The 20,776-nt window shown below is 65.8% G+C and carries 21 protein-coding genes; 6 read left to right on the top strand and 15 right to left on the bottom strand.

Annotation, left to right across the window (positions count from 1 at the left end; translation table 11 throughout):
- Positions 1-77: 77 nt before the first annotated feature.
- The 3 genes from cysB (at position 78) to CAP2UW1_RS09825 (ending at position 2,200) form a co-directional block, all read left to right on the top strand.
- Positions 78-1,025, top strand: a complete 948-nt coding sequence (gene cysB, locus CAP2UW1_RS09815; protein ID WP_015766467.1) for an HTH-type transcriptional regulator CysB — start codon at positions 78-80, stop codon at positions 1,023-1,025.
- A 62-nt stretch (positions 1,026-1,087) separates the two neighbouring features.
- On the top strand, positions 1,088-1,414 hold the full coding sequence (locus tag CAP2UW1_RS09820) for a hypothetical protein (RefSeq protein WP_199931617.1): 327 nt from the start codon (positions 1,088-1,090) through the stop codon (positions 1,412-1,414).
- A gap of 138 nt (positions 1,415-1,552) precedes the next feature.
- Complete coding sequence (locus CAP2UW1_RS09825; RefSeq protein WP_199931618.1) at positions 1,553-2,200, top strand: hypothetical protein; 648 nt, start codon at positions 1,553-1,555, stop codon at positions 2,198-2,200.
- Positions 2,201-2,214: 14 nt separating this feature from the next.
- Here the strand turns inward: CAP2UW1_RS09825 and CAP2UW1_RS09830 are convergent, their stop codons facing one another.
- The 5 genes from CAP2UW1_RS09830 to CAP2UW1_RS09850 are packed head-to-tail and all read right to left on the bottom strand — an operon-like array spanning position 2,215 to position 7,379.
- Positions 2,215-2,736 carry a gamma carbonic anhydrase family protein gene (locus CAP2UW1_RS09830; protein WP_015766470.1) on the bottom strand — a complete coding sequence of 174 codons (522 nt, stop codon included), beginning with the start codon at positions 2,734-2,736 and terminating at the stop codon, positions 2,215-2,217.
- A 50-nt stretch (positions 2,737-2,786) separates the two neighbouring features.
- Complete coding sequence (locus CAP2UW1_RS09835) at positions 2,787-4,007, bottom strand: ABC transporter permease (RefSeq protein WP_015766471.1); 1,221 nt, start codon at positions 4,005-4,007, stop codon at positions 2,787-2,789.
- Complete coding sequence (locus tag CAP2UW1_RS09840) at positions 4,001-4,711, bottom strand: ABC transporter ATP-binding protein (RefSeq protein ID WP_015766472.1); 711 nt, start codon at positions 4,709-4,711, stop codon at positions 4,001-4,003. Before CAP2UW1_RS09840 ends, CAP2UW1_RS09835 begins: the two co-directional genes overlap by 7 nt.
- Positions 4,711-5,931, bottom strand: coding sequence for an efflux RND transporter periplasmic adaptor subunit (locus CAP2UW1_RS09845; RefSeq protein ID WP_015766473.1), 1,221 nt, complete (start codon positions 5,929-5,931; stop codon positions 4,711-4,713). Before CAP2UW1_RS09845 ends, CAP2UW1_RS09840 begins: the two co-directional genes overlap by 1 nt.
- Positions 5,928-7,379, bottom strand: coding sequence for a TolC family protein (locus tag CAP2UW1_RS09850; RefSeq protein ID WP_015766474.1), 1,452 nt, complete (start codon positions 7,377-7,379; stop codon positions 5,928-5,930). Before CAP2UW1_RS09850 ends, CAP2UW1_RS09845 begins: the two co-directional genes overlap by 4 nt.
- Before the next feature lie 141 nt (positions 7,380-7,520).
- On the opposite strand from CAP2UW1_RS09850, the gene CAP2UW1_RS09855 reads away from it, so the two are divergent.
- Together CAP2UW1_RS09855 and CAP2UW1_RS09860 are read left to right on the top strand one after the other, a co-directional pair.
- Positions 7,521-7,907 carry a DUF3301 domain-containing protein gene (locus tag CAP2UW1_RS09855; protein WP_015766475.1) on the top strand — a complete coding sequence of 129 codons (387 nt, stop codon included), beginning with the start codon at positions 7,521-7,523 and terminating at the stop codon, positions 7,905-7,907.
- Entirely contained in the window at positions 7,904-8,563 is a 660-nt protein-coding gene (locus CAP2UW1_RS09860) for an acyl carrier protein phosphodiesterase (RefSeq protein ID WP_015766476.1), read from the top strand. The genes CAP2UW1_RS09855 and CAP2UW1_RS09860 overlap by 4 nt, the downstream gene beginning before the upstream one ends.
- Here CAP2UW1_RS09860 and CAP2UW1_RS09865 read toward each other — a convergent pair.
- From CAP2UW1_RS09865 to CAP2UW1_RS09875, 3 genes are all read right to left on the bottom strand, one after another.
- On the bottom strand, positions 8,560-10,161 hold the full coding sequence (locus CAP2UW1_RS09865; RefSeq protein ID WP_015766477.1) for a 4-hydroxyphenylacetate 3-hydroxylase family protein: 1,602 nt from the start codon (positions 10,159-10,161) through the stop codon (positions 8,560-8,562). The two genes, CAP2UW1_RS09860 and CAP2UW1_RS09865, sit on opposite strands and share 4 nt — an antisense overlap.
- 131 nt (positions 10,162-10,292) lie before the next feature.
- Entirely contained in the window at positions 10,293-12,134 is a 1,842-nt protein-coding gene (gene typA, locus CAP2UW1_RS09870; protein WP_015766478.1) for a translational GTPase TypA, read from the bottom strand.
- Positions 12,135-12,219: 85 nt separating this feature from the next.
- A complete protein-coding gene (locus CAP2UW1_RS09875) occupies positions 12,220-12,606 on the bottom strand; it encodes a group II truncated hemoglobin (protein ID WP_015766479.1) in 387 nt (128 codons plus the stop codon).
- Between the two features lie 312 nt (positions 12,607-12,918).
- Between CAP2UW1_RS09875 and CAP2UW1_RS09880 the strand changes: the two genes are divergently transcribed.
- Positions 12,919-13,194: a hypothetical protein gene (locus CAP2UW1_RS09880; protein ID WP_015766480.1), complete on the top strand. Its 276-nt coding sequence runs from the start codon at positions 12,919-12,921 to the stop codon at positions 13,192-13,194.
- 100 nt (positions 13,195-13,294) lie between these two features.
- Here the strand turns inward: CAP2UW1_RS09880 and CAP2UW1_RS09885 are convergent, their stop codons facing one another.
- The 7 genes from CAP2UW1_RS09885 to CAP2UW1_RS09915 all read right to left on the bottom strand — a co-directional run bounded on the left by CAP2UW1_RS09885 (position 13,295) and on the right by CAP2UW1_RS09915 (position 20,671).
- A complete protein-coding gene (locus CAP2UW1_RS09885) occupies positions 13,295-14,734 on the bottom strand; it encodes a DUF294 nucleotidyltransferase-like domain-containing protein (RefSeq protein WP_015766481.1) in 1,440 nt (479 codons plus the stop codon).
- A gap of 173 nt (positions 14,735-14,907) precedes the next feature.
- A complete protein-coding gene (locus tag CAP2UW1_RS09890; RefSeq protein WP_015766482.1) occupies positions 14,908-15,261 on the bottom strand; it encodes a Na+/H+ antiporter subunit G in 354 nt (117 codons plus the stop codon).
- The gene (locus CAP2UW1_RS09895; RefSeq protein WP_015766483.1) at positions 15,258-15,527 is read right to left on the bottom strand and encodes a K+/H+ antiporter subunit F; all 270 of its coding nucleotides are present in this window, start codon (positions 15,525-15,527) and stop codon (positions 15,258-15,260) included. Before CAP2UW1_RS09895 ends, CAP2UW1_RS09890 begins: the two co-directional genes overlap by 4 nt.
- Positions 15,521-16,012, bottom strand: coding sequence for a Na+/H+ antiporter subunit E (locus tag CAP2UW1_RS09900; protein WP_015766484.1), 492 nt, complete (start codon positions 16,010-16,012; stop codon positions 15,521-15,523). The genes CAP2UW1_RS09895 and CAP2UW1_RS09900 overlap by 7 nt, the downstream gene beginning before the upstream one ends.
- Positions 16,009-17,529 (bottom strand): monovalent cation/H+ antiporter subunit D, encoded by a 1,521-nt coding sequence (locus CAP2UW1_RS09905; protein WP_015766485.1) that lies wholly within the window; start codon positions 17,527-17,529, stop codon positions 16,009-16,011. Before CAP2UW1_RS09905 ends, CAP2UW1_RS09900 begins: the two co-directional genes overlap by 4 nt.
- On the bottom strand, positions 17,529-17,855 hold the full coding sequence (locus CAP2UW1_RS09910; RefSeq protein ID WP_015766486.1) for a Na+/H+ antiporter subunit C: 327 nt from the start codon (positions 17,853-17,855) through the stop codon (positions 17,529-17,531). The genes CAP2UW1_RS09905 and CAP2UW1_RS09910 overlap by 1 nt, the downstream gene beginning before the upstream one ends.
- Positions 17,855-20,671, bottom strand: coding sequence for a monovalent cation/H+ antiporter subunit A (locus tag CAP2UW1_RS09915; RefSeq protein WP_015766487.1), 2,817 nt, complete (start codon positions 20,669-20,671; stop codon positions 17,855-17,857). Before CAP2UW1_RS09915 ends, CAP2UW1_RS09910 begins: the two co-directional genes overlap by 1 nt.
- Between the last annotated feature and the right edge of the window lie 105 nt (positions 20,672-20,776).

The following is a 20,776-nucleotide window of genomic DNA, read 5'->3' on the forward strand; positions in this document are numbered from 1 at the left end:
CATGGTAGCAGCGCACGACTTGATCGAAAAAGAATGTTAAGTTAGATTGTTATAACGAATAGTGATTTCGAGGGACCATGAAGCTGCAGCAACTCCGGTATCTGGTCGAGGTGGCGCGCCAGGGCCTCAATGTGTCGGAAGCGGCAGAGGCGCTCTACACCTCGCAGCCCGGAATCTCCAAGCAGATCAAGCTGCTCGAAGATGAACTCGGGGTGATTGTCTTCGAGCGCAGCGGCAAGCGCCTGACGGCGATCACCGAGCCCGGCAAGGTGGTGCTCGAAATCGCCGAGCGCATGCTGCGCGACGCCGAGAACATCAGGCGCGTCGGCGAGGAGTACGCGGGCGGCGATTCCGGCAGCCTGGTGATCGCCACGACGCATACCCAGGCCCGCTACGCCCTGCCCGCCGTCGTCAAGAACTTCGTCGACCGGCACCCCAAGGTTCGACTCTCGCTGCACCAGGGGCATCCGACGCAGATTGCCGAATGGACGCTGAAAGGCGAGGCCGACATCGCCATCGCTACCGAGGCGCTCGACCAGTATCCGCAGCTGGTGATGCTTCCCTGCTACCAGTGGGTGCACTGCGTGATCGCCCCCGATGGGCACCCGATTCTCGCCGAGAAGTCATTGTCGCTGGCCGCCCTGGCGCGCTGGCCCCTGATCACCTACGACTCGGCTTTCACCGGCCGGTCGCGGATCAACAAGGCCTTCGAGCTGGCGCAATTGACGCCCAACGTCGTGCTCACCGCCATCGACGCCGACGTGATCAAGACCTACGTCAGCCTTGGGCTTGGCCTCGGAATCATCGCCCGGATGGCTTTCGACCCGTTACGCGATGTTGGCTTGCAGGCGATGGCCGCCGAACACCTGTTCGGCTCCAACACCACCCGCATCGGCCTGCGGCGCGGCACCCACGTCCGCCGCTACGAATACGATTTCATCGAATTGTTCGCCTCGCACCTGACGAGAAAGGCGGTCGACATGGCGATGGCCGGCGTTCGACCGGATGAGGAGTACCAGCTTTGAGGGGGGGTTCTGTGGTCCATCGGATCATCTCAGCGTCGCTGTCCTTCAACCATTATTCAGCCATGGCAAACGCTCACGATACGGGCTACAAACTCCTTTTCGAGGCCTTCGGCAAGCTGGCACTCGGTGAGAGCGTCGAGGTGCTGCCCGAAGCGCCGGTCGGGGGGCGTTACACGGCGACGGTGAAAGTCATCGACCGCGTGCACGACGCGGCCAGCGGTACGTTCGGCGTTCGTCTCGAGATGGCCAACCCCGGGCTGAAGCTGCCGGCCGGAATCAAGTGCAAGGCGAGTTTTGCGGGGATCGGGGGGCGGGTCGGAGCGCCGCCTCCGGGTGCGGCGCGGCCGGAGCGTAAGCCCGCGCCGGCGGCAGTGGGGAAGCCGATGTAGTTGCCGGTCATTCCATGGCGCCGGACAAGGGCTGTGCGACAATCGGTCGCTACGCCTCGGGAACTCGTTTCCCTATCGATCGCGGAGATGCGCAAGGTGGCCCGTCACGGTACTTCCTGTTTCCCTCGGCTGTTTGTCTTGTCAGGCTGGCTCGTCGCCGGCGTTTGCGCTGCCGATGTGCCTACCGCGGGGCAGGAGTGCCGGCTGCGCAACGCCGCGACCTGCGAATTGCGCGGCGTGCCGTACGTGGTCGACGGGCCTTGTCCGCCGGGGGCACGAACCCTCCGGTCGCCAGGCCATGAGCGCTGTGCAGAGGCGGCGGACGAAGGTGCGCGTGCTGGAGAGAGCCCTGCGCTGGCAAAGCGGGTCGAGGCGCCGCCGGCACGGCCAGGGCCGGCTGGCGATCTGGCCCGGGTCGGGCAGATCGAGCGTTGGTTGTTGCCGGCGATCCTGGTGTTTGGTGCTCTGCTGATGGCTGGCCTGGTGGCCGTGATCGCGCTGCGTCGGCGGCAAGCTGATCGTGACGAAGCGGCTGTGGAACCGGGCGTCGGCCGGACAATTCTGCAACTGCTGGTTGCCGCCGCACTGGCCGTGCCGCTTGGCTATCAGGCCGCCGGTTTTGCCTTTCGACGGATCTTCGCCGGATTTGACAATCACGATACCGCGGCGCCCTGGTTGCTGGCGGCGCCGGCTGGCGCTGTCGTCTTCATCTTGGTGACGGGCGTGGGCTTCGCCCTGCTGGCGCTCCTGCTCGACAAGCTGTTGCGCGGGCGGTCGAGGAAGTAGCGCTGTCTCCGCGACTACATGGCGGTGAGTTCGCGCCGGTAGCGCTGCCAGTTGGCGACGTAGTGGTCGGCGCTAAGCCTGATGCGGGCGACTTGTTCTTCGCTGAGCTGGCGAACCACCTTGCCGGGCGAGCCGACGATCAGCGAGTAGTCGGGGAAGGTCTTGCCCTCGGGGATCAGCGTATTGGCGCCGACGATGCAGCCCTTGCCGATGACGCTGTGGTTGAGCAGGACCGAGCCGATACCGATCAGCGAGCCGTCGCCGATGGTGCACCCGTGCAGCATCACCAGGTGACCGACGGTAACGTCACGGCCGATGCTCAGCGGCACGCCTTCGTCGGTGTGAAGCACGCTGTTGTCCTGGATGTTGCTGTTCTCGCCGATGCTGATCGGGTCATTGTCGCCGCGCGCCGTAGCGTTCCACCAGATGGAGGCGTTTCTGGCGAGGCGTACGTCGCCGATGACGATGGCGGTGGGGGCGATCCAGCTGTCGGGGTCGATCTGGGGGCGGCGGCTGCCGATGACAAAGGTGGGCATGGGGTCGTTTCTCAGGGTGGTTGCGGGTGGGGAGATTGTAGCCTGTCGGGCTATTGATGACGCAGCGCCTCGATCGGGTCGAGGGCGGCAGCACGGCGCGCGGGATAGAATCCGAAGAAGATGCCGATGCCGGCGGCCACCGCGAAGGCGACGAGCACCGAGCCGCCGGAGATGACGATCACCATGTCGGTCATGGCGTTGGTCAACAGGGCGCCGGCAATACCGAGAACGAGGCCGATCAGGCAACCGGCGACCGAGATCATCAGGGCTTCGAGCAGGAACTGGGCGAGAATGTCGCGCTGGCGGGCTCCGATAGCCATGCGGATGCCGATTTCGCGCGTTCTTTCGGTTACCGAGACGAGCATGATGTTCATGATGCCGATGCCGCCGACGAGCAAAGACACCGAGGCGATGGCACCGAGCAGGACCGACATCACGCGCGTGGTTTCGGCGGCCGAGTCGGCGGCGGCGGCCAGGTTGCGCACAAAGAAGTCGTTGTCCTGTCCTTCGCGCAGGCGGTGGCGCTGGCGGAGCAGCGCGGTCATGCTCTTTTCGACGGTCGGCATGGCTTCGGCCGAGGTGGCCTGGACCATGATCAGGCGCACCGAGCCCGGGAAGGGGTTGCCGAAGACCTTGCGCTGGGCGGTGGTCAGGGGAATGATCAGGGTATCGTCCTGATCGCGCCCGTCGAGGTTTTGTCCCTTCTTGCCGAGGACGCCGATGATCACGAAAGGGCTTTGGCGGATGCGGATCGTCTTGCCGACCGGATCGTCGGCACCGAAGAGGTTGTCGGCGGCGGTCTGTCCGATCAACGCGACGCGGGTTGCCGCGCGCACGTCGGAGTCGCCGAATGGGTAGCCGTTGACTATCGTCCAGGCTCGCGCATCGAGGTAGGGGGGCGTCGTGCCGACCACCGTCGAACTCCAGTTGTTGGGGCCGTAGACCAGTTGCTGGGTGCCCTGCTGCACCGGTGCGACGTTGCTGACGCCGTCGAGTTCGGCGATGGCTTCGCCGTCGGCGACGGTGAGCGTCGGGCCGCCGCCGCCGCCGCTGCGCAGGCCGCCGGCGCTGGTCGAACCCGAGATCACGATGTACAGGTTGCTGCCCATCGTACTGATCGTCTGTGCGACCGCATACTGGGCGCCCTGGCCGATGGCCATCATGAGGACTACCGAGCCGACGCCTATGACCATCCCGAGCATGGTCAGGACGGTCCGCATGCGGTTGGCGCCCATGGCATGCCAGGCTTCCTCGAGCATGGCTTTCAGCATGCGTTGGACGCTCGTGCCGGTGTGGCGACGTCGCTGACGATCAGTCCGTCGAGGAAGCGCACCTGCCGTCGGGCGTGCGCGGCGATATCCGGCTCGTGGGTCACCAGGACGATGGTGATTCCCTCGCGGTTGAGGTCGAAAAACAGCGTCATGATTTCTTCGCTGGTACGGCTGTCCAGGTTGCCGGTCGGCTCGTCGGCGAGGATCAGTTGCGGCGTATTGACGAGCGCGCGGGCAATCGCGACACGTTGCTGCTGGCCACCGGAAATCCTGCTTGGCAGCGAGCCGGCGTAATCGCCGAGGCCGACGCGCTCCAGTTCCTGGCGGGCCCGCAGCCGCCGCTGCTCGCGCGCGATGCCCGAGTACACCAGCGGCAAGGCGACGTTGTCTTCGAGCGTCATCCGCGGCAGAAGATTGAAGCCCTGGAAGACGAAGCCGATGGTCCGGTTGCGCAACGCCGCGAGTTCGTCCTTGCCGAGGTGGGCGACGTTACGTTCGACCAGGAAGTAGTCACCGCTGCTCGGCGTATCGAGACAGCCGAGCAGGTTCATGAAGGTGGACTTGCCGGATCCCGAGGGGCCCATGATGGCCACGAACTCGCCTGGCTCGACGTTCAGATCGACGCCCCTGAGTGCCGGGAAGGGTCCGGCAGCCGTGCTGTAGGATTTGCCGAGCGCAACGACGCGAATGATCGCCGGCGGCATCAGAACAATCTCATGCCCACGCTGCTCGGCTTGCCGGTGGCTGTCGCCACGTTCTCGCCCACGACAACCTTTTCGCCTTCCTTCAGATCGCCACCCAGCACTTCGGTATTGCGGTTGTCGGTAATGCCGATCTGCACGCTGACCGGCTTCAGTTCATCCTTCTCGACGACGTACACCGTGCCGCTGGCCGAGTCGCGCTTCCGGCTCTTGCCCTTGCTTTCGCCGCTACCCTCGCTGGCAGGTTTTGGGCCGCTGGGTGGTGCCGCTGCTGCTCGGTCGCCGTTGCTGCCGGTGACGTCGGTGGGCTTGAAACGCAGGGCCGCGTTGGGAACGAGCAGGACATTCTGGCGGCTGGCGACGCCGATACTCACGTAGGCGGTCATCCCGGGCAGCAGGATCTGTTCGGGATTGGACAGCGAGACGCGCACGTTGTAGGTCACCACGTTCTGCTGGGTGGTCGGGTTGAGGCGAATCTGCTGTACCTCGCCCTGGAAGCTGCGATTGGGGAAAGCGTCGACGGTGAAGCGTACTTTCTGTCCCTCCCTGATCTTGCCGATATCGGCCTCGGCGAAGCTCGAGTCGATGCGCATTTCGGAGAGATCCTGCGCGATCTTGATCAGGGTTGGCGTCTGCAGGCTGGCGGCGACCGTTTGGCCGAGGTCGACCACGCGGTCGACGACGACTCCCGATACGGGTGAGCGGATCGTCGTGTACGCGAGATTCACCTGGTCCTTTTCGGCGGCGGCCTTCGCCTGCGCGAACTGCGCCTCGCTCGACCGGCGGGCCTGGATCGCCTGTTCGAGTTCCTGGCGCGAAACGTATTCCTGTTCGAAGAGTGCCCGCAGGCGCACCTCGTTGGCGCGCGCGAGATCGAGGGCCGCCGCAACATTCCTGACGTTGGCGGCCGTCTGTCGGGCCTGAGCGGCGAGCAGCGAGTCGTCGAGTTCCAGCAGCGCCTGGCCTTTCTCGACCTTGTCGTTGAAATCGACGTACAGCCGGGTTACCGTCCCCGATACCTGGGTACCGACGCTGACCAGGACCACCGGGTTGAGCGTCCCGTTGGCCGATACCGTCTGCGTGAGGTCGCCCCTTTCCGTCGCCTGCAGCTTGTAACGTTGTTCGGGCGATTGGGCCACGCTCTGCCGGTACGCGTAGAAGCTGCCGGCAGCAAGTGCGACGACCAGGCAGGCGATGGCCGAGTTGCGGAGAGAGTTTGTCATGGCAATTGCGCCTTCTTGCCGCCACTGACTGACAGCAGCAGATTCCCGTCGAGAACACCGATGGCCCTGGCCAGCGTGGCGCGCGACACGTGCCAGTCGAGCATCGCCTGGACGCGCTGCAGACGCGCGCTGGCCAGCGCGCTCTGCGCGTTGAGCACGTCGAGGATGTTGCCGATACCGGCCTTGTAGCGCCCGAGCGCGACGCGCTCGGAATGCTCGGCGCTGGCCAGCAGGTCGGCGCTGGTCCTGATCGTCTGGGTGGCGGTCGTCAGGCTCTGGTAGGCCTCCCAGACGTCGAGTGCCACCTGCAGCCGGACATTGTCGACGCGAGCGGCCTGGACATCGGTTCTGGCCTCGGCGGCGCGGACGTTGTAAGTGGTGCTGAAGCCGGAAAAGATCGGCACGCTGAGGGTCAGCCCGATAGTGCTGCCGTTGGCCGACAGGCCGCCGATGTCTTGCCATCTGGGTTCGGCAGCGAAGGAGAGCGTCGGCAGGCCGGCGGCGCGCGCGTAGTCGACAGCCGATTGCGCCGCCTTCAGCTCGGCCTCGGCGGCCTTCAGATCGGGCCGACGCTCGCGTGCTTCGGCGATCAGCGCTGCGACATCGCGTTCGAAACCGGCTGCCGGTGTCGCCGAGGGGATGTCGTCGAGTCGCAGCGGCTGGTTGGCGTCGAGTCCCATGACGTTGGCCAGTCGGCCGAGGGTGTTGCGGAGCACCCCTTCGGCCCGGATGCGGGTCAGCGTCGCCTGGGACCAGGCCGTCTGTGCCTGCAGGCGGTCGGCCGGCGTGCCGGTGCCGACCTGGTAACGGACTTCCGCTGCCGACAGGCTCTCACGACTGGCCTTCTCGGACTCCAGCGCGGCAGTCACCGCCGCTCGGGCAGCCTGGGCGTTGTAGTAGGCCTGCAGGGCGCTCAGAAAAACGCTCTGAACGGTCGAGTCGAGGGTGGCCGAGGCGGCATTCAGCAACTGGCGGGCGACTTCCAGGTTGGCCGAGCGGGCGCCGAAATCGAACAGCAACCATGACAGGGTCAACGAGGCGCTCTTCTGGGTGGTCGTTTGCGAATCGGCTCGCACGCGATTGACGGCCATGCCCCCATCGAGTCCGGGTAGGAACTGGGACTGTGCGACACCGACCTCGGCGGCCTGCACGCGCGCCGCGGACCACACTTCGCGAGTCGTCGGGTTCTTGCACAACGCCAGGTCGACCACTTCGATCACCCCATAGGCGGCATCGGCGGCGGGCGTTCGGCATGCCGGTGGCGACGGCTCGGCGCCGTTCAACGAAAGAGCCGGGCGGGGCGGGGCAAGCGCGCGGGTGGTAAAAGGATCGCTCGCGTCGAAGGCGTGCAGCCGGGTCGGCAACGAGGCAGACAGCGTGGCGACGGAGAGCAGGAGGGGAGCAGCGCGGAGGGTGAGCGGACGCGGGCGGGATGTGGTGTTTGCCATTTTTCGCTAGTATAGCCAAGCTCGATGCGCTCGGACGTCCGCATGCCACCCGACGAGGCCTTGCGCCGAGCCTTTTCGATTAGAAAATGTTACAGAACGGGGCCGCGGGTCGGGCGGCTTCGCTTTTCCAGAAAAGGGCTAATGCCGGTGATACCGTGGATGGAAACGATCAGCCTGCTGGTCCTGTTGGTGGCGGTCTGGTTCTGGCTCGACAGCTTCAAGGCTCGTGAGGCGGCAATTCGCGCCGCGCGTGCGGCCTGCGACGCCGAGCACCTGCTCCTGCTTGATGACACGGTGGCGCTCGGTTCGCTGCGGCCCCAGCGCGACGAGCTGGGGCGCTTGTGCCTGCGGCGCGTCTACAACTTCGAGTACAGCGACACCGGCGACAACCGTCGCAACGGCCACGCGACGCTGCTCGGCAGCGACCTGTTGTTGTTGCATCTGCCGCGTGCGCCGGCCCCCGCGCTGCGCTCGTTATCGCTGGTCGGTGAGGATACCGATCGCCAGTCACCGCAACTGCCGCTGTGAACTATCTGGCGCACGCGCTGCTGGCCGGCGCGGATCCGGATTATCGGCTGGGCGGCCTGCTTGGCGATTTCGTCAAGGGGCCGCTCGCAGCGGCGCCGGCGGGACTGTCGCCGGGGGTTGTGCAGGGGATTGTCCTGCACCGGCGGATCGACAGCTTTGCCGACACCCACCCGGCCTTCCGGCGCAGCCGGCAGCGGATCAGCGCCGCACGTCGCCGCTACAGCGGCATCATTGTCGACCTGTTCTACGATCATTTTCTCGCTGTGCACTGGGCTCGCTATTCGGAGGAGCCGCTCGAAGCCTTTACTGCCGGCGTCTATGCCCTGCTCGCCGAACGACCCTTGCCCGAGCGTCTGGCGCGGATTCTCCCCGGGATGCGCGCCGACGACTGGCTCGCCGGCTATCGCGAGCCGGCGGCGGTCGGCCGGGCGCTCGACGGGATCGCCGAGCACCGCCTGCGGCGCAGCAACAGCCTGGGCGGGGCAGGTAGCGAACTGGCCCTCGGCTATCGCGATTTCGAAGGCGACTGCCTGGCCTTTCTGCCCGCCGCGCTGGCTTTCGCCGAGGCCTGGCGACTGACGGGCGGTGGCGCCACGAGCGACAGCCGGCAGGCACTGCGCCCTGCCAGCGGCACGTCGGCTGTGCCGCTGGCCTAGGACCCGCTGACGATCGGCGTCATGATCGCCTGCCCGGGCGGTGAACAGCCGGCGTCGCAGCAGCGCCCGGGTTGGCGATTGCGCGTGATCGCACGCGACTCGTCATGCAGCACACCACGGTCGAGAAGCCTTTCGACCAGTTCGACCTTGCTGCCGAGCGGGTAGTTGCGCCAGATTTCCTGCTTCATCGCTGCCGGCGAGCCACCGCCGTGCAGGCTGATCACAGAGTACCAGCCGCCCTGATACGAAGCCGTCAGGTCTTCGATGAAGCGGGCGACCTCGATGCGCTTGTCGTAGGGCACGTCCGGGTTGGCGCGCAGCACCTCGGCGAGCGTGGCCGCGGTCGCCGGGTTGTGGTCCTCGTCGGGCCCGGGCAGGGCGACGATCAGGCCGCCCGATACCTCGTGCGCCAGGCGATGCATGTCGTAGATCTGGGTGGCCAGCAGCAACTTGCCGATGTTGGCGAAAACCGGGTCGGGCATGAAGCTGCCACTGAATTCGTCCGGCGTGCCGTAAACGCTGGCGGCGACGCCGCAGGCGAAAAAACCCTCGGTGATCTTGATCAGTTCGACCATCGGTTCGCGCAGGCTGGCCTTCCTGCCGGGAGCGAAGCCGTTGGCTTCGCACATCAGCGCTCCGGCACCGATCAGCAGGTCGCCGAAACCCGCACGCGCGGCGATGCAGCTATGCCGATGGTGCGTCGCGTAATTGTAGGTCAGCGACCCCGAATGCTCCCATTCGCCGGCGAAGAACACGCGCTCCCAGGGAACGAAGACGCGCTCGAAGATGACCACCGCGGTCGACTGGCCATAGCGCCGCGAAAAGAGCGCCGCGCCGTGCTCGACCTTTTCGCCGGGACGGCCTGCCGGGCGGGCGACGATCGTCAGGCCCGGAGCATCGACGGGGATCGCGCAGCAGACCGCGAAGTCGGCATCGGCCGTGCTCATGTTGCGGCTGGGCATGACCAGAAGCTCGTGCATGTACGGCGCACCGGTGACGATGGCCTTGGTACCGCTGATGACGATGCCGGTGCCGTGGCGATCGACGATGTGCACATAGGTATCGGGATTCGCCTGCTGGTGCGGTCGCTGCGAGCGGTCGCCCTTGGCGTCGGTCATCGCGATCCCCAGCGACAGGTCACGCTCCTGTACCTCGTCGAGGTAAGCCGCGAAGCGCGCCCGATGTTCGCGGCTGCCGCGCGCGTCATCGATCCGGGCGCTGACCTGATGGATGGCGTTCAAGGCATCGTGTGCCAGATAGCGTTGCGCGCAGCCGGTCTCCTGGCAGAGGATGCGCACCGCCTCGAGCTTGTTCAGCAGGTCGCCGGCAGACTCGTTGAGGTGCAGCATCCGGTTGACCGTCTGACCCCGGAGGCTCTGCTGGGCCGTCATCAGCCGTGCCTTCGCCGGGTCGAGGGCGAAATCGTAGGTGACCGCCAGTGCGTTGATTCCCGGCTGCAGGCTCGGCGCGTCGGCCACCGAGTCGATCAACTCGCCGTCGACGTAGACCGTCGGCCGGTAGCGGCGCAGCGACTCGCGGTACTCGGCACCGCTCAGGAGTTTGCCGGACGGGCGTGCAGCGGATTCACTGTGCGTCATCTTGGATCCTCGATCACGTTCTCCGGACGGAACGCTCCGCCATCCACGCCACAAGCGTCAAGTCGTCAAGTCGTCAAGTCGTCAAGTCGGCGAGCTCAAAGCCAATCCGAGCGCCGCGTAACGCCTGGCAGCTAGCTCTCGCGCGAGGCCCTGCGGCGCTCATTGTCGGTGAGCAGGCGCTTGCGGATGCGGATGCTCTTCGGCGTGATTTCCACGAGTTCATCGTCGTTGATGAATTCGACCGCGGACTCGAGCGTCAGTGCCACCGGCGGCACGAGGCGGACCGCCTCGTCGGTTCCCGAGGCGCGCACATTGGTCAGTTGCTTGCCCTTGATCGGGTTGACCACCAGGTCGTTCTCGCGGCTGTGGATGCCGATCACCATCCCCTCATAGAGCCGGTCGCCCGGCACGCTGAACATCCGCCCGCGGTCCTGCAGCTTCCACAAGGAATAGGCGACGGCTTCACCCTTCTCGCCGGAAATGAGGACGCCGTTGCGTCGACCGCCGATATCACCCTTGAGAGGACCATACTCGTCGAAGACGTGGCTGACCAGCCCGGTGCCGCGCGTCAGGTTCATTACCTCGCCCTGAAAGCCGATCAGTCCGCGCGCCGGGATGCGGTATTCGAGACGGACGCGTCCGCGCCCATCCGAAGACATGTCCTGCAGATCGCCGCGGCGATAGCCGAGCGCTTCCATCACGGCGCCCTGATGCGCTTCCTCGACATCGAGAGTCAGCATCTCGTAAGGCTCGCACTGCTCGCCGTCGATTTCCTTGATGATCACCCGCGGGCGGCCGACAGCCAGCTCGTAGCCCTCGCGGCGCATGGTTTCGAGCAGGATCGTCAGGTGCAGTTCGCCGCGTCCCGAGACGAGGAAGCTGTCGGTATCCGCGGTTTCCTCGACGCGCAGCGCCATGTTGGTCAGCAACTCCTTGCGTAGGCGTTCGCCGATCTGTCGACTGGTGACGAACTTGCCTTCGGTACCGGCGTAGGGCGAGTTGTTGACCATGAAGGTCATGTTCAGCGTCGGCTCGTCGATTTTCAGCATCGGCAAGGCTTCGGGCTTTTCGGTATCGGTGATCGTGCAGCCGATCGAGAGGTCGTCGATGCCGGTCACCAGGACGATGTCGCCGGCGAGAGCCTCGTCCATCGGCACCCGCTCCAGGCCCTGGAAGCCGAAAACCTGCCCGAGCTTGGCGGTCTTTGGCGATCCATGCTCGAAGCGACCCTCGGCATCCGCCTGGCCATACATGACGATCACCTGCTGCGCCGGCTTCAGGCGGCCGCGCTGGATGCGGCCAATGCCGATGCGGCCAACGTAACTCGAGTAATCGAGAGCCGAAATCTGCAACTGCAGCGGTCCGTCGATGCCGTCGGCGTGCGGCGGCGAGACCTGCTTGAGAATGGTGTCGAACATCGGCCGCATGTCGGGCGATGGTTTCGCCAGATCGAGAGTCGCGTAACCGTTGATGGCGGAAGCGTAGATCACCGGGAAGTCGAGTTGTTCGTCGTTGGCACCAAGTTTGTCGAAAAGGTCGAAGGTGTGGTCTACGACCCAGTCCGGGCGCGCCCCGTCGCGATCGATCTTGTTGACGACGACGATCGGTTTCAGGCCGAGAGCGAGCGCCTTCTTGGTGACGAAGCGCGTCTGTGGCATCGGGCCCTCGACGGCGTCGACCAGCAGCAGTACGCCGTCGACCATCGACAGGACACGTTCGACCTCGCCGCCGAAATCGGCGTGTCCGGGCGTGTCGACGATGTTGATATGAACTCCCAGGTAGTCGACAGCCAGATTCTTGGCCAGAATCGTGATCCCCCGCTCCTTCTCGAGGTCGTTCGAATCCATCATCCGCTCGGTGATGTGCTGGTGGGCCGAAAAGGTACCGGCCTGGACCAGCAGCTTGTCGACCAGGGTGGTCTTGCCGTGGTCGACGTGGGCAATGATGGCGATGTTGCGAACGGCGCGGGACATAGAGGGTCAAGCCTTTCAAGAGGGGCGGGTATTCTAGCACGCGCAGGGCTGTTCTCCTGCTGCGCTGCGAGAAAGCCGCTGCCCTCTACGCCGGCTGGTTGCGCATGAAATCGGCTGTGCTGAAGAAGGCTGCCAGTAGCTTGTCGCGCAGGGGCTCGTCGACTCCTGTCGATTCCATCGCCAGGAACATGCAGGCGACCCATTGGTCGCGCTCGGCTTCGCCGATGGCAAACGGCAGGTGGCGGCGACGCAGCATCGGGTGACCGATGTGCTGGACGTAGAGATCGGGTCCGCCCAGCCAGCCGGAAAGAAACATGAACAGCTTGTCGCGCGAGGGCTCCAGATCGGCGGGGTGCAGGGCGCGGATTGGCGCGAACTGGGGAACGGTATCCATCAGCTCGTAGAACTTCTCGCACAGTTTGCGCACGGCGGCTTCGCCCCCGATCAGTGCGTAAGGGGTATCTTCAGTCATGATGTTGCGATGCAGCAATAGGTGTTGACAATGGCAGCTTGATTGCTATGATACTTCGTTCGCTGCGTCGCAGCAATTTCGTGCCGCTGACAGACCGTCCGAGGGTGATCGGACTTTGCTCGCGGCACCGAGCCGGGCGGGGTCCGCTCCGGGGCTCCACCGGGAACCGAAGGGCGCGTCGCTGGCCTTCCGCTTCGCCATCGTTGGCGGGGAATCGTCGCCGCCGGAACGGCCGGCAATTGCCAGAACCGGTCGGGCGGCGCACACTATGTCGGTTTTCCGATTGGCGATGGATTTTTTGGAGTGAGTCAGATGAGCGAAGCGATTCTTGGTTTTCTGCGAGCCAATGCGGAGCAACTCGATGTCGACATGGCCGAGGCTCTCAACATTCCGCTTGCCGAGTTACGCGACGAGATCGCTCGCCTTGCGGCAGCCGGAGACGTGATCTGCTGCAAGGTGACCCGTTTCATCGAGGGCCGCAAGATCGAGGGGATCAGCTGCCGCTTGTCCTGCGATCTGCCGACACCGGCGCGCGGGCGGAAGCCGGGGGTCAAGAAGGACGACGACGCGGAAGCCCCTGTCTTCTGAGACGGCTGGCTCCGGGTTGCGACGCGACGCAGGGCCAGGTCGATCGTCGCACCGGCCCGGAGGCAGCTGCCCGGGCAGGTCGGGGGCTCCTCCGGCTCGCTTACCTGAGCAGATGCAGATTGAAGTGCCCCTTGATGAACTCCTGGAACTTCTCGACACCTTTCAGCGCGATCTGCAGCCTGCCCAGTTCCATCATGTTCAAGCGTTCGAGCGGGATGTAGTTGTCCGGCTTGCGCCCTTCGCACACGGCTTCCACCTGCCCGCGCAGGCGCATCAGCACCAGGAAGTCGAAGCTTTCGGCAATGTTCTCGGCGACCTTCCTGCTCAACACCTTGTCCTTGACCAGCGCTTCGAGTCGCTGGTGGGTGCTGCCCTTGAGCTTGCCGGCCTGAATGGCCAGCGCCTTGACCCCTTCGGAAATCGCGAAGATGCCGGCCTTCTTGATCTCGAGCATGCCGGAATGGTCACCGCCCTTTTCGCCCTTGATCTTGCCGAACCAGCCGATCGGTGGGGCAAAGCGCAGCGTATTCTCGACCATGCGCATCAGGAACAGCTTGTCGCGTTGTACGTACTTGTAGACCTGCGTCTTGAGCTCGTGCTCGAAAGACGGGTCACCGAAGATCGTGCGAATGTCTACGAAGGTTCCACAACTGAGGACGTTGCTGGGCGTCGGTGCCTGCAGCCAGCGGTCGAGCTGCTCCTGCCACTTGCCGAGGCTACGCCGCCATTCCTTGTTGTTGGCCATGATCCCGCCGGGACAGGGGGGGATGCCGATGGCGACCAGCGAATCGATCAGGATCTGCGAGAATTCTTCAATCCGGGCGATTTCTTCGGCGGCGAGCTCGTCGCCATAGACGATGGCGTTGTCCTGATCGGTGAGCAGCGTCTGCTCGCCGCGCCCCTCGCTGCCGAGGACGACAACGGCGAAGCGCTGGGGCAGGTCGGCAAAACGGTCTTCGGTCAGCAGCGCGATCAGGCGCAACAGGATCTGATCATTCAGATGAGCAATCATGCGCACCATGTTGCGGGGGCTGGTGCCGCTGCCGCTCAGGTGCAGGACCAGACTTTGGATCCTCGAGAAGACATCTTTCAGTTCGCCAAGGTCCCTGGCCCTCTCGATGTCGAGCACGAGTTGATGCGGCGAGTGCGACTGCAGGCGGATGATGTCGCTGTCGGTAATGATCCCCGAGAGCTTGCCCTTGCCGTCGACCACCGCCAGGCGATGGATCTTCTGCCGCGACATCTGGTAAAGCGCTTCGTAGAGGAGATCGTTCTCGCCAATCACCGCCAGGGGGCTGTTCATGATGGCGCGCACGGCGATTGCCGACGGGTCGACACCGGAGGCCACCACCTTGTTGCGCAGGTCGCGATCGGTCATGATGCCGCTCGGCAGCTTGTTGTCGCAGACGACGACGCTGGAGATGTTCTTCTCGCGCATGATCCTGACGACGTCGACCAGCGCATCGTCGGGTCCGCAGGTCACCACCGTGCGCTGGCAGAAATCCCTCACCGGGCGAAAAAACTGGCCTTCTTCAGCCATCGGTCGCTGCTCCTTGTTGTTCGATTGTTGTGTTGTTCCGCTGGCGCGCGCGGGCGGCGGCTGTGGCACTCGGCCAGCCGGCCGAAGGGCGCAATTCTAGCATTGGCGAGCATGGCGAGGCGCCGTGAGTGGCCAAGGCAGCCTTGGCTGGTGGCGCAGTTTCCGACAAGGGTTCAAGATCCGCTCTGACCTTCGGTGGTAGTCGTCGACCGTGGCGTGTCGTCCCGCCTCGTTACCTGCCGGTGCAATGCAGCCTTGGCGAGCAGATGCGCCGTCACCGGCGCGGTGATGAAGAGGAAGAACAGGATCGCCAACTCGTGCAGGCTGATGCCGGTATTGGCGCCAGTCGAGAAAAAGATTGCCGAAGCCAGCAGCAGCGCGCCGACGCCGAGCGTCGTCGCCTTGGTCGGACCGTGCAGCCGGGTGAGGAAATCCGGCAGCCGCGCCAGACCGATCGATCCGAGCAGGACGAACAGCGCTCCAAGGACGACCAGCGCGGCGACGGTGGATTCGGCCACCGTGCTCATTCGATGATGTCTCCGCGCAACAGGAACTTGCACAGCGCGACGGTGGCGACGAAGCCGAGCAGTGCCACGAGCAAGGCTATCTCGAAGTAGGCGGTGCTTGCCTGGTCGATGCCGAAGAGTACCAGCAAGGCGATGGCGTTGATGCCCAGTGTGTCGAGTGCGACGATGCGATCGGTGGTGTCCGGCCCGCGCAGCAGTCGATAGAGACTGAGCGCGAGCGCGGCGCCGATCAGGACGAAGGCGATCTCGACGGCGGTATTCAGCATGCAAACATCTCCTTGAGCGGCGTTTCGTAGCGATCCTTGATCTCGCGGACCAGAGCCGGCGGATCGGGGGCGTCGAGAGCGTGCACCAGCAGAATCCAGCGCCGCTGGTCGACGTCGATGGACACCGTGCCGGGGGTCAGCGAGACGACGCTGGCCAGCACGGTGCACACGAACGGGTCGCGCAGATCGAGGGGAACCTCGACGAAGGCCGGCGCCAGGCGGTGCAACGGGCCGATGACCTGGCGGGCGACGCGCCAGTTGGCGGTGACGATGTCAATCGCGACGATGCCCAGGAAGTGCAGCGCTCGCCAGGGCCGAACGAGACGCGGCGGCTCCGGCCAGAAGGGCCTGCTCAGCAGCGGTACGCCGACAGCCAGCAGGGCGCCGAGCAAGAGCATGGCGATCGATGCGGCATTGGTGATCGCCGCCCAGAGCAGGAAAACGGTAAGCGACAGGAAGGGTCGCGGGAATACCTTGTGCCTCATCGCGCCTCCGTGCGCCCGATCGCTGCCGGCGTCGGGCCGAGCACACCGGCGACATAAGCGCCGGGTGCATGCAGTTGGCTGGCCGCACGTGCAGCGTAGTCGGCAAGCGGACGCACGCCGATCGCCAGCAGCGGTCCCGCGGCGACCAGCAGTAGGGTCGCTGTCGCGCGCTGCCAGGCGATGGGCGTCGCGGCGGCCGCTCGCGGCTCGACCGGCGTTTCCTGCTTCCAGATCAGAAGGCAGCCGTTACGCGCCAAAGCGATCATGACGATGAATCCCGACGTCAACAAGGCCAGCCAGATCGCGGGTCCGGCGGCGACCTCGCGCAGCCTGGTCAGGAGCATCAGCTTGCCGAGGAAGCCGGCGAAGGGCGGCAGTCCGGCAACGGTGGCCGCCAGGATCAGGAAGGCGACCTTCAGCCAGGTGGCCGGCAGCGGACCGGCCCGGAAGCGGTCGGCGGCGTCGCCGCGCCGTTCGGCGATGACGCCGGCGAGCAGGAAGCAGGCCGCTGCGGCGAGTGTCGACTGCACGAGGTAGAAGAGCGCGGCGGCGTCGACCTGGGCACTTGCCTGGGCCGGCGCCAGCAGCAGCGCGCCGGCCGACAGCAGTACCAGCCAGGCGGCGAGCGTGCGCAGGCGGTCGGCGGCGAGAACGCCGAGCGCGGCGAAGACGACGGTGGCGAGTGCCAGCGTCGTCAACCAGGTGTCGAGCAGATCGGGGATCGCCGGCGTCAGGGCGATGGCCTGCACGCGCAGGACGGCGACGATGCCGACCTTGGTCATGATCGCAAACAGCGCGGCGACCGGCGCGCCGGCAGCGCTGTAGGTATGCGGCAGCCAGAACGACAGCGGCAACATTCCCGCCTTGAGGAGGAAGACGGCGATCAGCAGCGCAAACGCCAGTCTGGCCAGCGCCTGGTCGTGCCCGGGCAGCGTCAGGCGATGCGCGAGATCGGCCAGATTCAACGTTCCGAGCGTACCGTAGAGCAGCCCGAGTGCGATCAGGAAGAGCGCGGAACCGATGAGATTGAGCACCACGTAACTGATTCCGGCGCGGGTTCTGGCGAGCCCGCCGCCATGGGCCAGCAACGTGTAGGAAGCGAGCAGCATCACTTCGAAGAAGACGAACAGGTTGAACAGGTCGCCGGTCAGGAAGGCGCCGGTCAGGCCCACCAACTGCAACTGGAACAGCGGGTGGAAGTGCCGTCCGCGTGCGTCGAAACCGCTGCTGGCGTAGAGCAGTGCGGCGAAAGCGAGGACAGCGGTGAGGAGCGTCATTCCGGCCGCCAGCCGATCGACGACGAGGACGATGCCGAAAGGGGCCGGCCAGTCGCCGAGGGCGTAGACGCGCAACAGTCCGTCGTCGGCGAGCAGCGTCAACCATGCCGTGAGCACTACCAGCAGGCCGCTGGCCAATAGCCCGACGGCGCGCTGGAAGGCCAGGCGTTCGCTCGCCATCTGCAGCAGGGCGGCGGCAAAGGGGATCAGGATCGGCAGGATCGGCGCATGCGTGTTCATCACGGTTCTTTCGCCACGTCCACGTGATCGCCGCCCGATTCCGACAGTGCGCGCAGGGCCAGCATCGCCAGATAGGCGGTCATGCCGAAGCCGATGACGATTGCCGTCAGCACCAGCGCCTGCGGCAAGGGGTCGGTGTAGCTGCCGCCGGCCCGAATCAGCGGTGGCGCGCCGAGCCGCAGGCGGCCGCTGGCGAACAGAAAAAGGTTGACGGCATACGAAAGGAGCGTCAGGCCGAGCAGGACCGGAAAGGTGCGTGCGCGCAGGATCAGGAATACGCCGCAGGCCGTCAGTACACCAACGGCAGTCGCCAGCAGAGCTTCCATCAGGCTTCCTCCACAGGCTGGCGTGCGCGCAGCGACAACTGGCCAAGTCCGGACAGCACGCTGACGACGACCGTGACGACGACGATATAGACGCCGAGATCGAAGACCATTGCCGACGCTAGTTCGACATCGCCGAGGAGTGGCAGGCGAACGTGACCATGCGCACTGGTCAGGAACGGCCGGCCGAACGGCCAGCTGGCCACGCCGATGCCGGCGGCCAGCAGCAGGCCCAGCGCCAGCAGCCTGACCGGCTGCCGGGGCAGGCGCGGCTGCACCGCGCCGATGCCGTTGGCCAGATACTGGGTGACCAGCGCGACGCTGGTGATCAGCCCGGCGACGAAACCGCCACCGGGGAGGTTGTGGCCGCGCAGCAAGACGTAGACCGACACGGTCAGGGCGAGCGGCAGCAGCAGGCGCGCGAGCATCGACAGAAAGAGTGGATGGGCTTCGCTTGCCCACGCTCGGCCATCCGGATCCCGCCGCGGCGCGATCAGAGTCAGACGGTCGAGCAGGGCGTGCGAGGCGAGGGCGACCATCGCCAGCACGGTGATTTCTCCGAGGGTGTCGAAACCGCGAAAATCGACCAGGATCACATTGACGACGTTGGCGCCCCCGCCCCCGGGGACCGCTTGCTGCAGGTAGAAGCCCGAGAGCGTGTCGACCGGTGCGGCCAGCATGCGCAGCGTTACCAGCGCCAGGCCGCCACCGCTGAGCAGCGCCAGCAGCAGGTCGCGGATCAGCCGGGGAGCGCTGCTCTTCGGCGCATTGCGCGCGGGCAGGTAGTAGAGGACGAGGAGCATCAGGACGATCGTCCCCGTTTCGACGGCGAGTTGCGTCAGCGCCAGGTCGGGTGCGGAAAAGCGAATGAAGGTCAGCGTCACGCTCAGACCGACGATGCTCACCAGGATCACCGCCAGCAGGCGTTCACGGTACAGCGCGGTGGCGCCCAGCGCGCCGAGCAAGAGAACGAGCAGGGTGCCGACCGCCGCCTCGTCGGCCGCCTGACCGGCTGGTTGGCCGCCAGCGTCGTCGGCGCCCGAGAAGAAGGCCCAGCCGCCGAGCAGCACGACGAAGGCGATGAGCAGCGCGCAGTAGCGTTGCAGCGACCCATTGTCGAGCCGCGCCACGTTGCGGCGCGCGCCCGCGGCGAGCGCGCGGTAGAAGCGCTCGAAGGCGGTACGCGGGTGCATCGGCGGCAACTGGTCCTGCCAGGCGAACAAGGGGCGCCTGAAGGCATAGATCAGCACGCCGCCGGCAAGCGCCAGCACGCTCATCAGCAAAGGCTTGTTGAAGCCGTGCCAGAGCGCCAGATGGAAATCCGGCAGCGGTGCCTGCAGAGCGGCGCCGGCCGCGGCATCGAGCAGTGGGCCGACGGTCCAGCCCGGAGCGACGCCGACCAGCAGACAGAGCAGGACGAGGAGTTCGATCGGCGCGCGCATCCAGCGCGGTGGCTCATGCGGCTGGCGCGGCAGGTCGATCGGCTCGCCATTGAAGAAGACATCGTGAATGAAGCGCGACGAATAGGCGACGGCGAGCATGCCGGCGATCGTCGCAAACAGCGGCAGGGCCCAGCCGAGGGGTTCGAACTGCGGGTAGGTGACGGTTTCGGCGAAGAACATCTCCTTGCTCAGGAAGCCGTTGAGCAGCGGTACACCGGCCATCGAGCCGGCGGCGATGATCGCCAGCGTCGCGGTGATCGGCATCACCCGGAACATGCCATTGACGCGCCGCATGTCGCGTGTGCCGCATTCGTGGTCGATGACGCCGGCGGCCATGAACAGCGAGGCCTTGAAGATCGCGTGGTTGATGATGTGAAAGACGCCGGCGACCACCGACAGCGGCGTGTCCAGCCCGAACAGCAAGGTGATCAGGCCCAGGTGACTGATCGTCGAGTAGGCCAGCAGCCCCTTGATGTCGTTGCGGAAGAGCGCCGTCGCGGCAGCGTAGACGAGCGTCACCGCGCCGGTGCCGCCGACCAGCCAGAACCACAGGTCGCTGCTGCCAAGCGCCGGGTAGAGGCGGGCGAGCAGGAAGACCCCGGCCTTGACCATCGTCGCCGAGTGCAGATAGGCGGAGACCGGCGTCGGCGCCGCCATCGCACTCGGCAGCCAGAAGTGGAAGGGAAACTGGGCCGACTTGGTGAAGGCGCCGAGCAGGATCAGGATCAGCGTCGGCGCGTAGAGTGCGTGCGCCCGGATGCGCTCACCGGCAGCCAGGATGACGCTCAGCTCGTAGCTGCCGGCGATGTGGCCGAGCAGCAGGATGCCAGCGAGCAGCGCCAGACCGCCGCCACCGGTGACCGCCAGAGCCAGACGAGCGCCGATCCGCGACTCGTACTTCTCGCTCTGGTAGGCGACGAGCAGGAACGACGAAAGGCTGGTGAGTTCCCAGAAAACCAGCAGCAGGAGCAGGTTCTCCGACAACACCACGCCGAGCATGGCTGCCATGAACAGCAACAGGATCGAATAGAAGCGTCCGAGTCGATCGCTGGCCGGCAGGTACCAGGCGGCGTAGAGCACCACGAGCAGGCCGATGCCGAGAATCAGGAGGCAGAAGAGCAGGCCGAGGCCATCGAGGCGCAGGCTGAGGTCCAGTCCATAGGCGGGTAGCCAGGCCAGCCGGGCGATTTCGGTACCGCCCGCAAAGGCGGCCGGCGCCAGCGGCAGCAGCAGGGCGAGGCAGCTCGCCATCACCGCCGCCGTCGCCACTGCCGCGGTCACTCGCCCGTGCCGTTGCAGCAGCAGCGGCACGGGGAAGGCGGCAAAGGCGGTAGCAGGGATCGCCGCCAGCAGGACACTCGAGTTCAACCAGTTCACAAAAGCTCCAGCGAGGAAGGAGTTGTCCCGGTCGTGACGCCGCGGGTGCCGGAGGGGCGATTATAGCTGTCCTGTGCCGCCGCCGCTGCCGGCCGTCGGCACTCC

It is taken from the genome of Candidatus Accumulibacter phosphatis, from assembly GCF_000024165.1.
Lineage (GTDB): Bacteria > Pseudomonadota > Gammaproteobacteria > Burkholderiales > Rhodocyclaceae > Accumulibacter > Accumulibacter phosphatis.